Annotated in this window: 13 protein-coding genes and 3 pseudogenes; 9 read left to right on the forward strand and 7 right to left on the reverse strand. The window is 48.6% G+C overall.

Annotation, left to right across the window (positions count from 1 at the left end):
* Positions 1–142: 142 nt before the first annotated feature.
* Positions 143–961 (reverse strand): endonuclease/exonuclease/phosphatase family protein, encoded by an 819-nt coding sequence (locus ACTWJ7_RS00380; protein ID WP_301881001.1) that lies wholly within the window; start codon positions 959–961, stop codon positions 143–145.
* 290 nt (positions 962–1,251) lie between these two features.
* Here ACTWJ7_RS00380 and ACTWJ7_RS00385 point away from each other — a divergent pair, with 290 nt between their 5' ends.
* Entirely contained in the window at positions 1,252–3,021 is a 1,770-nt protein-coding gene (locus tag ACTWJ7_RS00385) for an SWIM zinc finger family protein (RefSeq protein ID WP_301881003.1), read from the forward strand.
* A 5-nt stretch (positions 3,022–3,026) separates the two neighbouring features.
* Positions 3,027–6,043, forward strand: a pseudogene (locus ACTWJ7_RS00390) (DEAD/DEAH box helicase).
* Positions 6,044–6,207: 164 nt separating this feature from the next.
* Here ACTWJ7_RS00390 and ACTWJ7_RS00395 read toward each other — a convergent pair.
* Complete coding sequence (locus ACTWJ7_RS00395; RefSeq protein WP_301881005.1) at positions 6,208–6,678, reverse strand: hypothetical protein; 471 nt, start codon at positions 6,676–6,678, stop codon at positions 6,208–6,210.
* 392 nt (positions 6,679–7,070) lie between these two features.
* Between ACTWJ7_RS00395 and ACTWJ7_RS00400 the strand changes: the two genes are divergently transcribed.
* The 6 genes from ACTWJ7_RS00400 to csaA all read left to right on the forward strand — a co-directional run bounded on the left by ACTWJ7_RS00400 (position 7,071) and on the right by csaA (position 10,656).
* Entirely contained in the window at positions 7,071–7,607 is a 537-nt protein-coding gene (locus tag ACTWJ7_RS00400; RefSeq protein WP_301881006.1) for an RNA polymerase sigma factor, read from the forward strand.
* Complete coding sequence (locus ACTWJ7_RS00405; protein WP_443145050.1) at positions 7,591–7,938, forward strand: DUF4179 domain-containing protein; 348 nt, start codon at positions 7,591–7,593, stop codon at positions 7,936–7,938. The genes ACTWJ7_RS00400 and ACTWJ7_RS00405 overlap by 17 nt, the downstream gene beginning before the upstream one ends.
* Before the next feature lie 5 nt (positions 7,939–7,943).
* A complete protein-coding gene (locus ACTWJ7_RS00410) occupies positions 7,944–8,714 on the forward strand; it encodes a DUF5643 domain-containing protein (RefSeq protein WP_443145051.1) in 771 nt (256 codons plus the stop codon).
* A gap of 30 nt (positions 8,715–8,744) precedes the next feature.
* Positions 8,745–9,326, forward strand: a complete 582-nt coding sequence (locus tag ACTWJ7_RS00415) for a VanZ family protein (protein ID WP_301881008.1) — start codon at positions 8,745–8,747, stop codon at positions 9,324–9,326.
* A 199-nt stretch (positions 9,327–9,525) separates the two neighbouring features.
* Positions 9,526–10,158, forward strand: coding sequence for a uridine kinase (gene udk, locus ACTWJ7_RS00420; RefSeq protein WP_285079982.1), 633 nt, complete (start codon positions 9,526–9,528; stop codon positions 10,156–10,158).
* Positions 10,159–10,326: 168 nt separating this feature from the next.
* A complete protein-coding gene (gene csaA / locus ACTWJ7_RS00425) occupies positions 10,327–10,656 on the forward strand; it encodes a chaperone CsaA (RefSeq protein ID WP_024629442.1) in 330 nt (109 codons plus the stop codon).
* A gap of 230 nt (positions 10,657–10,886) precedes the next feature.
* Here the strand turns inward: csaA and ACTWJ7_RS00430 are convergent, their stop codons facing one another.
* Positions 10,887–11,723, reverse strand: a complete 837-nt coding sequence (locus ACTWJ7_RS00430; RefSeq protein ID WP_301881009.1) for an AraC family ligand binding domain-containing protein — start codon at positions 11,721–11,723, stop codon at positions 10,887–10,889.
* A gap of 195 nt (positions 11,724–11,918) precedes the next feature.
* Between ACTWJ7_RS00430 and ACTWJ7_RS00435 the strand changes: the two genes are divergently transcribed.
* Positions 11,919–13,220, forward strand: coding sequence for an alpha-glucosidase/alpha-galactosidase (locus ACTWJ7_RS00435; RefSeq protein WP_301881010.1), 1,302 nt, complete (start codon positions 11,919–11,921; stop codon positions 13,218–13,220).
* A gap of 79 nt (positions 13,221–13,299) precedes the next feature.
* Here ACTWJ7_RS00435 and ACTWJ7_RS00440 read toward each other — a convergent pair whose 3' ends face one another.
* The 4 genes and pseudogenes from ACTWJ7_RS00440 to ACTWJ7_RS00455 all read right to left on the reverse strand — a co-directional run.
* The gene (locus tag ACTWJ7_RS00440; protein ID WP_301881011.1) at positions 13,300–14,010 is read right to left on the reverse strand and encodes a response regulator; all 711 of its coding nucleotides are present in this window, start codon (positions 14,008–14,010) and stop codon (positions 13,300–13,302) included.
* A gap of 1 nt (position 14,011) precedes the next feature.
* The gene (locus ACTWJ7_RS00445; protein WP_443146324.1) at positions 14,012–14,752 is read right to left on the reverse strand and encodes a sensor histidine kinase; all 741 of its coding nucleotides are present in this window, start codon (positions 14,750–14,752) and stop codon (positions 14,012–14,014) included.
* Positions 14,753–14,845: 93 nt separating this feature from the next.
* A pseudogene (locus ACTWJ7_RS00450) lies at positions 14,846–15,082 on the reverse strand (ATP-binding protein); the annotation flags it as partial.
* Between the two features lie 191 nt (positions 15,083–15,273).
* Positions 15,274–15,497: pseudogene (locus ACTWJ7_RS00455) on the reverse strand (DUF4118 domain-containing protein); the annotation flags it as partial.
* Positions 15,498–15,588 lie beyond the last annotated feature (91 nt).

Below are 15,588 nucleotides of genomic sequence, written 5' to 3' on the forward strand. Positions count from 1 at the left end.
TTCTGAACAAACATGAGTCTTTTGTATAACAGTCTGCCAAAGGCTGAAAATAAAAAACCTCCGACTGCACTTTCCTTTAAGGAAGTGAGCGGAGGCTTTCGTTTTCATTTTGATAAAAATCGTGTACAAGAGTGTCTTCGTGTTAAATTTCCACAGCTACGCCGTAATGGTCAGAGACCACAGGGCCGTTCTTTCCATTGAGAACCACAATCGACGACTTGGCCTGTACAGGTCCGTTGGAGAAAATATAATCTATACGCAGATCGCGTTTATTATCCGCCCAGCCAGCAATGGCTTTGACCACGGTCGCTCCATCATCCTTTTGCAAAGCTGTCGCGTACAGGTCATTCCAGCCTTTGCCAATCATGTAGTCGTATCCTTCCCCGCGGACTTCTGCCACATTATTAAAGTCACCCATAATATACAACGGCTGGTCCATGTATGGAGCAAGCTTGCTCTCGGTCAGTTCCCACTGGCCTTTAAAAGGTTCCTGATCATCATTCCACCAGTTATAGTGGCCATTCACAAACCAAGTCGCTTCACCTTCAACCACTGTCTGTATTCCGACAATTTTGCGTGTCCGGTAGTTGTCATAATCCCTCATGTGGGATACATATTCACCAAAAGCCTGTGAGATCGGTGTCCGGCTCAGGATCGCCAAACCTTCATCGTATATGCTAAATCCTACATGGGTCGGAATCCATGTCCAGTAATATTGCTCAGATAGCTGCCGGAGCAGAACGTAGGCATAATTATCTTTTTTAATAACAGCTTCGGAATCCGCGGTAAAGTAATGTTTCAGTTCCTCGGCGGACAGCAGCTCCTCCTGCATGGATTGATTGACTTCCTGCAGAGATATCACATCGAATTGATGTGTATTGATAAAATCAGCCAGCTGACTAATCTTGTTCAATTGATCCTCTTCCACCCAAGCATGTGTATTTAACGTAAGTATTTTCATATGCTCTCTCCTGTTGATTGAAATTTGGTCGGCGTCCAGCCTGCATTGTTCCTGAAAGGAATACATACCCTAAGCATACACAATACGAGGCTTTTTCGCATGGTTTCTGGTAGAAAGTAGAGAACAGCACTCTTGGATTTCCCTTGTCAAAAAGTCTCTTCCAAGTTCTCAGAACCGATGCACGGAGCACACGATAACTGATATGATGGATATATGATGGATATATGAAATGTACACCATTACGTCAAGACGTGGTGATGACTGAACCTATGATTTCCCCAGGAGATGGAATGATGAACATACCTAATGACATGAAAATGGATGATGCGCAGTGGCAACAGCTGATCAGGCAGGTCGCGGAACATTTTAACAACCTGACGATTATGCGCGGATTTCAATATTATAAGCAGAAACGCGTCGGACCATTAGCCTACACCGAACAAAATGGGATTTTGGCTGAAGTGCAAGGCTCAAATGACTATCAGGTAACCCTGAGCTTGCCATCGCTGAACACCAGTCACTGTACCTGTCCGGTTGGTTCTCGCTGCAAACATATGATAGCCGTTCTAATGGGTTACGCGGAGCAACTGGGGCGACCGGTACACGGCATTGTGAACGCCCACTCCAGTACGGCACTGAAACAGGCTCCAAAGCCTGCTGCTATAGCAACTCCGGGACGTTCCGATTACACTTCACACGAAGAGGATCTTACCATCCCTGATAATCAGTATAGCCAGATCAAGGAACGTGCAACAGAACTTGCCGAACTTGAGATTGCGGAATGGCATGAACTGTTTCGGGCATGCCTCAAACGATTAGGAACGGGCACGCCAAGTACATCGTATGTGCAGGCCGCAGCGGACGAGCTCTATTCGATCAAACCTAAACTGTCCGCTGGCATGGACCAGTTATTTGAGCTGCATGTTCAGTTATACCTGATTCGTTTCTGTGTGCCTGGCCGCAATTCAATCACACATACCCCTGTGTATCTGAGCTATCCTGCACAACTTGCTGTGGATGCGCTCCAGAAAGGGTTGGAACAGATCCTTAGCCGTCCGCTGGATCTCTCCGGTCTGAATGGTACGAAGCTTGAACAGCACTGGAATCGGCTTGAGGAAACCTCGGCGTACCTGCGTACGCAGATGATATCCGAGACATCCAACATGATGTTCTTTACGCCAATATATCGACAGCTTTGGTTAAACTGGATCGTACCTCATCTTCAGGAAAACCGGAAAACGCTGGAGTCAGAGATGGAGTTTCTACAGGAAATGGAGAACGGCCTGACTGCTGCTTCCAAACCAGATAAACCTGGCGAGAGCGTGCTGAGCGTAGCAAATCTGACCGCAAACGGGAGCGGTGCGCCGATTAAATCAATCACCCTGCCCTTGCCACTGGTGTTGGCACAGAGCTGGATTTATTTCCATTTGGGACAAGATGAACAGGCTTGGCAGCGATTAATCAGCGGAAGCTCGGCATATGGCATCCCGCCGGAGCATCTGCTGCATTTTCTTCACGTACTTGCAGATTCCTCCGACTGGAAACGGCTGGGCGAGTGGTTAGTGCAGCTCGGACCTCTGCTCGCGAACCGTCGAAACTCCCCTTTGAATGATTACATGCAGTTGTGGGACACAGCCATTCATCATCTGCCTGCTATAGAGCACCGCATGTGGGACACACTGGTCAGCATGCTGCCTCATTCCCGTCCGGCTTATGAAGAAGCGATGCATTCCCGGGGACAGTGGCGGCGATGGATGGATTTTCAACTGAGCACGGAGACAGAGCCACTTGAATTCCGTGTCGCTGTGCTACAGCCGATTGAGAAGGAGGCCCCCGAATTGCTGCTTCCTTTCTACCATCAGGCAGTGGATCGTTATATCGGGCACAAAAACAGGGACGGTTACAAAGCAGCAGTGAAGCTGTTGAAGCGGCTGTCCAAAATTTATAAAAAATTGAAGCAGGAAGAGCACTGGGAGCAGTTTATCACCACATTGGCCGTTCGCAACAGCCGACTGCGCGCCCTGCAGGAAGAGCTTCGGAAAGGTAAGTTAATCTCATGAGCCTAATGCACCCTTACACCGAAACGATTGAGGTCCATGTTGCATTGACCGGATACGGGGATGCCCTGTTCTATGGAGCGCTGAACACCCATCATTTTGTAACAGGACAATCGCTTAAGCAGCGATTATTTGCTTGGCATGCCCCTTCCTTCTACGGAACAGAACTGGAAACGAGACAGCTTGAAGAGATTGAACTGGTTGTACTGCCTGCGGAAGAAGTCATTCCTTTCTTCAGCGAAATGCACACCCTGCTTCATATTGAATGGAAATGGGATGAGCAGGCAGAGCATTTGATCCGGTTGGCCCCGGTACTTGCAGCGTCGATTGAAAATCGTAAATACATCCCCAGCTTCACCGCATTTCGTTCGGGACAACTGCAATGGACCTGGGACCCGGACAGCTTGAAAAAGCAGGATCGAACCGATCTTGGCAAAGCCCTGGAACAGTCGGATGAGAGCTACGCCGAAGGGCTGAGCGCTGCTTATTCGGCCTCCGTATTCCACCGATGGTACAGCACGGAGGAAGCTGCTACCGATCTTCGACGCGAATTCCCGCAGTTGTTTCCACAAAGCGGCACGACTGCGCAAACAGCCGGAATGGATGCACAATCCTGGCTGGTGTCCATCGGCTGGAAAGCAGACGCAGCCCCATTCCGTCCACTCCTGCAATTGCTGGAGCCGGAGGAGGATGAACCGGCATGGCGGCTGCGGCTGGTATTGCAGAATAAACTGGATGCAGCCGTACTCGTTCCCGTTCAGTTGGATTCACGCGGCCGGTTGGAAGGTGAATGGCCGGAGGTATGGACGCCGTTCATCCTTGATCGTTCGGCAGGATGGCTGGAACAGCTGCGTGCACATCTGCCCCGAATTCGCCGCTCCATCAGCGGCAGCCGGGATGTGCTCAGTGATCCATTGGGAGATCAGGATGCATGGCTGTTCCTGACACAAGACAGCGGACGTCTGCTCGAAGCCGGCTGGCAAGTACTGCTTCCGGGTTGGTGGGAAGCTGCACGCAAGAAGAAACCCAAGCTGCGTGCCAAGGTGAAACCGGAGGAAGGCAGCGATCGGGGACAGTCGTTCTTCGGACTGGACTCAATCATTCATTTTGACTGGCGGATTGCGATCGGGGATACGGATCTTAGCGAGGAAGAATTCGCTGATCTCGTGGCCCGTAATGAACGGCTTGTTCGTTTCCGAGGGGAATGGGTTCCCCTCGACCCTGCCTTGCTTGAGCAGATTCGCCGGGCCATGGGCGGTGTGGATCAGGAACAGGGCCTGTCGTTTCAGGATATTTTGCACCTGCATCTGCTGCACAATGAGCAGCGAGAATATCGTAACCAGAAGCGCAAGGAAGGACAGGAGGATCAGGAAGAGGAACAGCCTCAATCCAACGAGAACATTCGACTTGAGGTGGAACTGAACGAACACCTTAACCGGGTCATCGCACAGCTTGGCGGCGGGCAAGGCGGCGCTCCTTCCCTGCCGGTTCCGGCAGGATTGCATGCTGAGCTGCGTTCTTATCAGAAGGAAGGCTTCGCCTGGCTTGGATTCCTGCGCAGATTCGGTCTCGGAGCTTGTCTTGCGGACGACATGGGACTCGGAAAAACGATTCAGTTCATTACGTATTTGCTGCATCTCAAAGAGCATGAGCAGCGCTTGCCTGGGCAGGCCCCAGCCCTTCTCGTCTGCCCGACTTCCGTACTCGGAAACTGGCAAAAAGAGATTAGCCGCTTTGCTCCCTCTATTAATGTCAGTCTGCATTATGGAGCTCGCAGACTGAGCGGAGAGGAATTCCAGGCACAGACTGAACAGGTGGATATCATCATTACCTCCTATGCAACGGCTACGCTGGATCAGGAAATGTTGCAGTCGTATACGTGGGCATCGATCTGTCTGGATGAAGCGCAGAATATTAAAAATGCTCAAACGAAGCAATCTATGGCGGTGCGCAGCTTCCCTGCAAAACACCGTATTGCACTGACAGGTACACCGATTGAAAATCGACTGTCCGAGCTGTGGTCCATCTATGATTTTATTAATCCAGGCTATCTGGGCAGCGCAAGGGCATTCCAGACTCGATTTATCAGTGCGATCGAGAAGGATAAGGACGAGCAGCGCATGCAGGATTTGCAGCAGCTGGTGAAACCATTCATGCTGCGCCGCAAGAAAAAGATCCGAATATTCAACTCGATCTGCCGGATAAAAACGAAATGAAGACTTATATTCACCTTACGGGTGAACAAAGTGCCCTGTATGACCAGTCCGTTCAAGAACTGATGGACAAAATGAAAGAGCTGGAAGGCATTAAGCGCAAAGGCGCCATTCTCTCAGCCTTAACCCAGCTCAAACAGTTGTGTGATCATCCCCTGCTGCTGACCAAAGAAGCCTTACCCGAGACGATCTCCTCGGAAAGCTCTATAACAGCGTACGACCTGTACAGTCCTCAGGACATGGCCATGCTGATCAGCCGCTCTGCAAAGCTGGAACGACTGATGGAACTGGTCCGCGAACTGCGGGACGAGGGCGAACGCTGTCTGATTTTCACCCAATACATCGGCATGGGACAGATGCTGCAGCAGGTATTGAGACAAGAGTTGCAGGAGCCTGTGCTGTATCTGCATGGGGGTACGTCCAAGACAGCAAGGGATCGGATGATTGACGAGTTCCAATCGCGGACGTTGCCTGCGGCAGAGCAGCCGTCGGTCTTTATTCTGTCCATCAAAGCAGGCGGCGTGGGCTTGAACCTGACCGCAGCGAATCATGTATTCCATTTTGACCGCTGGTGGAACCCTGCCGTGGAAAATCAGGCTACGGACCGCGCCTATCGAATGGGACAGACGAAGGATGTGCAGGTGCACAAGTTCATCTCGCTGGGCACACTCGAAGAACGCATTGACGAGATGCTGGAGAGTAAGCAGCAGCTCAGCGACAATATTATCACCAGCTCTGAAAATTGGATTACGGAGCTATCGACGGATGAGCTGCAGGATCTGTTCACCCGGCGCCGCGACTGGTCGGGTTAACTCCAGATTAGACTGATGCAACATTCGTAACCCTGTAAATCGTAAATACAAAAAGAGCGAAGTGTCGGAAATGAATTCCGCCTTCGCTCTTTTGTACCTTAACCCTTGACCTTTCACTTGCAGGCGTTTAATGGTTAGGGTTGTTTAAGTAAGATAATTCCATTCTAGCGCATATTTCCGATGATGGATGATCTTGAATCTTGCATTTTTTTGATGAAGTTAGTCATCACATCAAAAGCTTCATTGCGTTTGTTGGACAAAGCCTGCAAACGCAGCATATCCATTTGTTGAGAACTGCTCAACGCATCGATTTTGCTCTTCAAGGCTTGCACTTGGGAAGCATCCCCACTCTGAATGGCCGCTTGCAATTGTGCGTTCAGCTCTGCGATCGCTTGATTGCGATTTTGAACTTCTTGAATTTGCGACTGCAATTGGTTATCCAGCAATTTGGCGCGTTCTTGCTGAACCATCATCAAAGCTGTTTCGATGTCCATACTGCTCAGATCAATGCTTGCAATGGAAGACATCACCGGGCTTGCCACAGGTGCACTTGCTGCAGAAGCAGAAGTTACAACTGATACAGCTGCGATGGCAGCAACAACCGTGGAAGAAATCAATTTGCCTGATTTTTTCATAACGTACACCTCCTTTAATGTTTATAGACACCATCCATTAACTGGCATCTTTCGACATCATATATCCAAGGTCCTAGATCCTACAACCCAGATTCGCCAAGTTGAGACTAAATTGATACACATCAAGTCCCGAATATTCAAAGTCATAGTCATACTCATCGGTATATCAATCTTTTTTAGGCCGATCCCCAAAAAGTCAGTCAATTGTCCAATATAAGAATCCGCCCTTCTTACGACCTGAAGGGAAGAGTTCAATTCTACTCGTCATATATACTGAACCTTTTTCCAATATGAAAAGTAATTGTGACCATATACAGCATTCGAAAGTCTAATCTATGTAAAACCAACCAAGGGCTGTCTTGATAGTCCCCTAATGAAAGGAGCTGTTATCCATGGATTCAACCGATCTCATAAACCAAGCCATAGAGGGAGATCGCGATGCCTTTATCAGGCTCATAAGAGAGATTGAAAATTCCCTATACAATACCGCAAAATCCATGCTGCGAAAAGAGGAGGATGTGGCTGATGCCATTCAGGAGACTATCCTGAAAGCTTATAAATCAATGCACACCCTTCGTGAACCCCAGTATTTCAGAACCTGGATGTTCCGCATCCTTATTAATGAATGTAATACCATGTTATCCCGCCGTTCCCTCTCCACCTCCTATGCGGAGGTGCCAGCACAGCAGAAGGAACATTCCAGTCCCTACGATGAGGTAGACATGAGAGAAGCAGTTGACCGGCTAGAAGAATCGAAACGAATCGTCATTGTGCTGCACTATTTTGAGGACTTGTCCCTGCGTCAAGTTGCAGATGCACTGGGCATATCCGAAAGTGCCGTGAAAATGAGACTCACCCGGGCAAGGCAGGAACTGTACCATAAATTCAAAAACTTTCGGGAGGTAAAATTGTATGTCAAACCCGTTTAATATGGATCAGAAATTAAAGGAACACGCGAAGGAGCGTCCCGTCATGTCTGAACTCGTACGTAATCGAATCGATGCTACACTGGAGTCACTGTCTGAGTCATCTCACACCTTGAAAACAGAACATGCTAAGCACCCCAGTCGACTTCAAAAGGGATTGCGTCGTACCGCAGCTGCTACCATCGCAGCCGGGGTATTAGGCGTGACTGTATTCGCATCCGGCTTTGTATCACCAGCCATGGCGGACTCCTTACGCAATATTCCACTGGTGGGCAGCCTCTTCAGTTCGATTGAAGCCGATATGGGTCTGAAAACGCAGGCAACGAAGGTCTGACAACTATGGTAAATAGCAAGGTCACCTACCAGGATGTGAAGCTGGAAGTGCTGGAAACGGTATATGACGGTACACGTGCAGCGTTTTTAGTTCAATTCACTGCGCCCAATCTGAATCAAGGCGAATATGACAACGGTAAAGATATTGTGAAGCTAAGCAATGGGATTGATAACGTCTTTTTCAATGTAAACGGGTCACGTCAGGACACGGGTCTGTTCTACAGTTCCATAGGAGAAACGCAGCCAAACACGCTGCTCTTTGAACAAGTCATCCCCTCCGAGCAGAATTCGGCCTTCCCGGATCAATTTGACGCCGAAATTAAGTTGACGCTGCAAGGAATTGATCATGAGTTCAAGCTAAATATTCCTTTTACCAAATCAACAGACGATATCCAGCATGTTCTGCCTGACACTACAATCTCGAACGATCTGTATACTGCTGCTGTTACGGAAGCCAAAGTTACACCTGTTACAACACGCATATCTACAATCATTTCCTTAAACAACAAAAGCACACTTACCGCGCAAGATGAAGAGCAGTTGCGCCATATCGGATTTGCCATTTTCGATGATCAGGGCCGGCAATTGACAGCCCTTAGCGGTGAGGGCTTGTATGAGGGAAACCAGTTGAGATCCGAGCGAATTTATGCCACAACATCCAAGCATCTGAAGTACTTAATCGTGAAGCCTTTTGAGATTAAGGATGATTTTACGGAAGTGATCAAAGACCATCAATTCATCAAGGGAATGGACATTAAGGTCAACTTGAATCAGTAATAAATCATATCCTTTTGAAGGAGTCATTGTATGTCTGTTCAATATACGATTACATCTCTAAGCATACTCGGTCCATTATTCTTTCTGGTCCTGATTGCCCTGGTGTTCTACACCAGGGTATACAAAATCAGGTACACAGCCAGACAATATATTTTAGTGATCGCTTTTATCGTTTACCTTTTTGGAGTTATGCATTTTGTATTCTTCCCCATCGACATTAACATCGGAATATATGCCAATCAGACTCCGTGGTATAAGGCCATTCAGTGGATTCCTCTTCTGACTGCGGATGCACCGAGTTTCGCATTAAACATCCTGCTGTTTATTCCACTGGGGTTCATACTTCCTTTATTAAAACCTTGGGCTAATTCCATACGAACCGCTGCAATGGCAGGATTAACTCTAAGTTTTCTCATCGAAATGCTGCAGCTCCTGATTCGAGTTACCTTGGGCAATGGCCGCAGCACTGATATCAATGATCTAATTGCCAATACTGCAGGATGTGTGCTTGGGTATGTCACCTTGAATTTGTTCACAAAATGGGCCATTATACAACGCCTAATGACCACATGGAGGTTAAAACACGACCCATTACACAAATATAAGCATTAATTGATTGCATCAAGCGCACACCTCCCCTGGTAGGCAAAACATGGTCAATTCATTATGATGAAAAAAGCAGTCTGCTATGATACAATGAAGGAATTGTGTATTCACAGACAGACATGTGGATAAAGCCCATGAATGAATGATTTCTGGTACGCTTTATCCATGATCATGCTGCCACTCTAGGGAGGTTTATGGAACAACCATGCTCATTATTGGTATCGCCGGAGGAACCGGCTCCGGTAAAACGACGGTAGCTCGTTCCGTCATTGACCGTCTTGGATCGGGCAAAGTAACTTTTATATCCCAGGACAACTATTACAAAGACCAGTCGCAGCTCACCCCTGAGCAACGTCGACTCACCAATTACGATCATCCGTTTGCATTCGATAATGATCTGTTGATTGAGCATCTCACCCTGTTAAAACAAGGCCAAACGGCATATGCTCCCGTATATGACTTCACCATAGATAATCGTGCCGCGGATGAAACGGTTGAACTGGCACCAAACCATATCATTATTGTGGAAGGACTGCATGTTCTGATCGATGAGCATCTCCGCGCTCTTCTGGATATTAAGGTATTTGTCGATACGGATTCTGATGTGCGTATTCTGCGCAGAGTTCTGCGGGATATGGAAGAACGTGGCCGTACGATTCAATCCGTATATAAACAATATCTCGAAACCGTCAAACCGATGCACGATGCTTTTATCGAGCCTTCCAAAAAGTATGCAGACATCATCATTCCCGAAGGTGGACATAATGAGGTCGGTATTCAAATGTTATCCATTCTGACTGAGAAATATCTGACTGGTGAACAGTGGAATGGCGCTTAATTAAACATGCTGATGCATTACTTGCCCTGCATTCATCACGTTTGAGTGAATGACAGAGAGATCCTACAGCATGACCACTGAAATCCAGATTGCGATTTAGCGCAATCTGGATTTTTTGGGTATTTCTATTTTATAATGGACTCTATAGCTGAAAGGAGACATCACCACATGGCTACTTTTGAAGAGTTTATACAGCATGATATCCGCGTTGGTACAGTGGTGGAAGCCGAACCTTTTCCTAAGGCTCGAATCCCTGCCATCAAAATGACTATCGACTTTGGCCCACTCGGCCTCAAACGTTCAAGCGCCCAAATTACAAAACATTATACCCCCGATATGATGATCGGCAAGCAGGTTATTGCCGTAGTCAATTTTCCGCCGCGCCGAATTGCTGGTTTTGTATCGGAAGTGCTGGTGCTTGGCGGCGTGCCTGGTGAAGGTGACGTTGTTTTGTTAACGCCAGACCAGACATTACCCAACGGCACGCCGATTGCCTGATTTTTTCATGATAATGCGATTCTGTCTTTTCACCTTAAAGCATAATGCTATAAATCTTCCGATTCGTGGTCTTTTACCATGCAAATCAGTCCAGCCGGAACGATTTCCAATCCCAAGTGCCACATTAATCATCCACAAAAGGATTGCTTCATAAGTCATGAACATGACTTTGCAGCAATCCCTTTTGAATTTAACTCCCCACTCTTCCCAATACATACAACAGAATGAAGTTATTCTCCCTGCTCCATGCTTCTCGATTCTTTCGGAGACACACCGTTCACTCGCTTGAACATCTTGGAAAACAGCAATGGATCTGTATACCCCACCGAGTGAGCCACTTCGCTAACCGACAACGACGAATGCTGCAGCAGTTCAGCTGCACGGTTCATCCGGTATTCGAGAAAGAATGCCTGTAATGACTTACCATACCTTTCCTTGAAAAGTCCTGACAGATATGTACGGTCCAGACCTACAGCTCGGGCAATATCAAGGATTGAAGTTCTCTGACTATACCTGATCTCCATAAACTGAACCGCCTGCCTGATGTATTCCTCCTTGGTAGACAGAGGCCGCTGCACCTGCTCTCCTGCCGGAGAAGATGCGATCAGCTCTGCAATCAAGCGGTATAATAAGCTCTGGTTGAACACATCTCCCCCGGTACGTGTGGATGCCTGAACCATCTCCGCATACAACCGATCAAATATGTCTAAATCCCTGGCATCAAATATAGGATGTTCGGAACTTAACTGTGCCCGCTGCATGAATGTCTTGGCGTGCACCCCTCTGAAGCCAAACCAGGAATATGTCCAAGGTTGCTTCTCATCCGCCTCATAATGGATAAGGGTATCCGGAAAAATGATGAAACCCTGACCCTGTGTCAACTCGTATTGCCGATCCGCCATAAACACAGTGCCTTTGCCTTCGTGAATGTAATGAACAATGTAGGAATCCCGGACGCCAGGCCCCCAATAATGCGACGGATCACATGCCTGCCAACCGAAAAATAACAATACCAATTCCATCTGCGTCAAATCCATAGGAACCACGTTCGTTTCGACCAGTCTCACATTTCTCACCCCTTATGTTCATTACCGCAACAATCTCTTCACTAAAATTATAACAGGTAAATATGTAAATTATCAGCTGTAAACGAATCCAAAAATGGGATTATGCCATGTTTCAGAGAGGTTGAGCCATAGTTATACAGGCCTGATTCTCCTATATTGGAGGTACACCATTTATTCAGGGAGGCTGAACTTGAGATGAACAAAATTACGTTTCTCGGTGCGGGAAGCACCGTTTTTGTCAAAAATGTATTGGGTGACGTCATGATGACTGAAGCACTGCAAGATTTTGAGCTGGCGCTGTTTGATATTGATGCCGAGCGCCTAAATGATTCGGAGCGATTGCTTACCAGCATGGCACGTTCCCTCGGAAGCGGCTGTGCCATCAAAGCATATACCGACCGCAAGGAAGCGCTGCGCGGAGCCAAATATGTAATCAATGCTATTCAGGTGGGTGGATATGATCCATGTACAATTACGGACTTTGAAATTCCGAAGAAGTATGGACTGCGTCAGACCATTGCCGACACGCTGGGGATTGGCGGTATTTTCCGGAATCTGCGGACGATTCCGGTAATGCTCGATTTTGCCCGGGATATGCAGGAAGTGTGCCCTGATGCGTGGTTCCTGAACTATACCAACCCAATGGCGGTACTGACCAATGTCATGAATGTGCACGGCGGAATCAAAACCGTAGGTCTATGTCACAGCGTCCAGGTGTGCGTACCGCATCTGTTTGATGCACTGGGGATCGATCAGACGGGTGTAGTCGCGAAAGTTGCGGGTATCAATCATATGGCCTGGCTGCTGGAAGTCACTCGGGATGGTCAGGATCTGTATCCAGAGATTAAACGTCTGGCGAAGGAAAAGCAGAAAGAGCAGCATGATGACATGGTACGTTTTGAGTTGATGCAGCGCTTTGGATACTATGTTACCGAGTCTTCCGAACATAATGCCGAGTACCATCCTTATTTTATCAAACGGAACTACCCCGAGCTGATCGAACGATTCAACATCCCGCTGGATGAATATCCGCGCCGCTGCGTGAATCAGATTGAAGGCTGGAAGGAAATGCGTGAGAAGCTGTTATCCAGCGAAAATATTGAACATACGCGCAGCCGGGAGTACGCTTCGCATATTATGGAAGCCATGGAGACAGATCGCCCTTACAAAATCGGCGGTAATGTCATGAATAACGGGTTAATCACCAACCTGCCTCGTGAAGCATGTGTAGAGGTGCCTTGTCTGGTTGACGGTTCCGGTATCAGTCCAACGTATATCGGTGACCTGCCTCCACAACTGGCTGCCCTGAACCGGACCAATATCAATACCCAATTGCTGACGATTGAAGCTGCCATCACGGGTAAAAAGGAACATATTTATCATGCCGCCATGCTCGATCCGCATACTGCTGCCGAACTGTCTATGGATGATATCGTCGCGCTGTGCGATGAACTGATCGAAGCTCACGGAGACTGGCTGCCGAAGTACACATCATAAGAAATTCATGGTTTCGCACTTGAAAAGCGCCGATTTCCTCTCATTAGAGAGGGAGTCGGCGCTTTCAGGAGTTTTCATTTTATTTTCCAACCTCATCCTGAAGCAGGAAACGATAGCCGATTCCCGGCTCAGTCTGGATAAATCGAGGCCGCGTGGGATCTTCCTGCAATTTTTTACGCAGATGACCGACGTACACCCGTAAGTAATGGCTGTCTGACTCATGGTGATGCCCACCCCACACTTGTTGCAGCAGCTGCCGTTGGGTAATAATTTTGCCTGCGTTGGAAGCAAGTACTTTCAGCATTTCATACTCGGTTGGAGTTAACTTGACGGGTGATCCCTCCAGATCCACCTGCCTCTGGGCCAAATCAATCGTGAGCGGACCAAAGCGCAGTACAGGCTCATCCGTTGTTTTCGCCACATGGCGAAGAGCAACCCTAATCCGGGCAACCAGCTCGCCCATGCCGAACGGTTTGGTAACATAATCATCTGCCCCGCCGTCCAGTGCAGCGATTTTATCCTCTTCGCGTTCTTTCGCTGTCAGCACAATGACCGGTACCTGAGACCACTCCCGAATACGCTGAAGTACGTCCATTCCGGACATGCCGGGCAAGCCCAGATCAAGCACGATCAGATCGGGATGCACAATGCTCGCCTGGACGACCGCCTCTTCTCCGTCTGCACATTCATGAATCTCAAAGTTGTGCGCCTGAAGCGTAACCTTCAGCAGTTTGCGGATCTGTGGTTCATCATCCACAATCAATATGCGTGCGCCTTGTGGTGCCGTCATGTCATTCTTCCTCTCCTTGTCCCATATACGGGAATGATGCCTCGGGTTCTTCGGTAGGCAAACAAATGCACACCCGTGTCCCGCCTCCCGGATTCGGCTCTGCGGTAATCGTACCTCCATGAACCTCGACAATTCCTCTGCAGATGGCGAGTCCCAGTCCTGTACCTGTCACATGCCGTGACGATTCAGAACGATAAAACTTCTCAAACACCCGCTCTCGATCTGCTTCCGGGATCCCGACGCCCGCATCAGCCACCACAATGGTCATTCGTCCAAGCGACTCATCTGCCTTTACCGTAATGACGATTTCACTGTCGACCGGAGAATATTTAATGGCATTGCTGATGACGTTAACCAGGACCTGCTCCAGCAATACCTCGTCTCCAGATATAAATGGCGGTTGATCCGGCAAATCCACACGGATGCGGCGGTGCTGAATAAATTGCTGAACCTGCCCCAGCACAATACCGATCATGTCACCCACATCACACCATTTCCTGCGCAGCTGCAGCATACCACTTTCCAGCTTCACCATGCCAAGCAAGTTGGTCACCAGCCTGTTCATCCGCAGCGCTCCATCCCGAATATTGCCTGTAAGTTCCTTTCGGTCCTCCGCGGTAAAAAGGGAATCATTCTCTAGCAGGCCTGTGGCTGAACCAATGATGGCGGTAAGTGGTGTACGCAGTTCATGAGATACTGAATCCAGCAGAGCGGTACGAATTCGCTCCGATTCAGCGGTCATTTGCGCCAGCCTCGCTTCCTCCGCCAGCTTAACACGAGCGATGGCGCTCGCCACCAGCCCGCCACAGGCTTCCAGCAAACGCAGTTCCTCCCGCTGCTCATAAAGATCACTGGATTCCAGATTCACGGCAAGCACCCCGTGAATCTGGTCTTCTGTACGCAGCGGCACATACAGCCCAGACGATTCCCGCAGACTGGACGATCCGCGTCCAGCTACTTCTCCATGGATGTATACCCACTTGGCAATGGCAGCCTCAGACTCACTTTTGCCCCAGCCTGCGAAATCCGGTTCGCCCGAAGATGAGGTAACCGCGAGCTCCCCGTCAGAATTAGGAAGATATAATGCCGCCGGAGCCCCAAGTGTTACGAGACTTGCCTCGCAATATTGTTCAGCAGTGTATCCAAATCTGTAACAGCCGTCATCTGACGGCTTAAAGCATACAGCGAATTTGTCGTATTCTCACGCTGTTTCACCATCTCCAGTTGCTGCCGCAGGCGCCCTGCCAAACTTGCGGTTAATACCGCAACTGCCAAATACACGACAAAAGAGAAAATATATCGTAAATCTTCAACCGTAAAGCTCAGATACGGGGGTACAAAAAGAAGTCAAAGGCAACAACGCTAAGACTTGCTGCGTATATCGCCGGTCCCAATCCCCAGTAAACGGCACTGACCAATACGGGGAAAAGATAAATCAGCCCCACGTTAACCAGATCCTCGCTCATACCGATCGTATGAAGCAACATAGTTAACAAGGCGATGCCGAGGGTTACCCATATATATTTGGGGACACGCTTCAGCTTCAACCAAACCGCTTCCCCTTTGGTTCGTTCAGAC

The organism is Paenibacillus sp. 1A_MP2, from assembly GCF_052244825.1.
Lineage (GTDB): Bacteria > Bacillota > Bacilli > Paenibacillales > Paenibacillaceae > Paenibacillus > Paenibacillus vandeheii.

Bases quoted from the DNA above. Each gene is read 5' to 3' on its own strand.
- ACTWJ7_RS00400 (WP_301881006.1), top strand. From the start codon at position 7,071: ATGGATTCAACCGATCTCATAAACCAAGCCATAGAGGGAGATCGCGAT.
- ACTWJ7_RS00445 (WP_443146324.1), bottom strand. From the start codon at position 14,752: ATGACCGCTGAATCGGAGCGAATTCGTACCGCTCTGCTGGATTCAGTA.
- udk (WP_285079982.1), top strand. From the start codon at position 9,526: ATGCTCATTATTGGTATCGCCGGAGGAACCGGCTCCGGTAAAACGACG.
- ACTWJ7_RS00415 (WP_301881008.1), top strand. From the start codon at position 8,745: ATGTCTGTTCAATATACGATTACATCTCTAAGCATACTCGGTCCATTA.
- csaA (WP_024629442.1), top strand. From the start codon at position 10,327: ATGGCTACTTTTGAAGAGTTTATACAGCATGATATCCGCGTTGGTACA.
- ACTWJ7_RS00385 (WP_301881003.1), top strand. From the start codon at position 1,252: ATGATGAACATACCTAATGACATGAAAATGGATGATGCGCAGTGGCAA.
- ACTWJ7_RS00380 (WP_301881001.1), bottom strand. From the start codon at position 961: ATGAAAATACTTACGTTAAATACACATGCTTGGGTGGAAGAGGATCAA.
- ACTWJ7_RS00435 (WP_301881010.1), top strand. From the start codon at position 11,919: ATGAACAAAATTACGTTTCTCGGTGCGGGAAGCACCGTTTTTGTCAAA.
- ACTWJ7_RS00410 (WP_443145051.1), top strand. From the start codon at position 7,944: ATGGTAAATAGCAAGGTCACCTACCAGGATGTGAAGCTGGAAGTGCTG.
- ACTWJ7_RS00405 (WP_443145050.1), top strand. From the start codon at position 7,591: ATGTCAAACCCGTTTAATATGGATCAGAAATTAAAGGAACACGCGAAG.
- ACTWJ7_RS00440 (WP_301881011.1), bottom strand. From the start codon at position 14,010: ATGACGGCACCACAAGGCGCACGCATATTGATTGTGGATGATGAACCA.
- ACTWJ7_RS00395 (WP_301881005.1), bottom strand. From the start codon at position 6,678: ATGAAAAAATCAGGCAAATTGATTTCTTCCACGGTTGTTGCTGCCATC.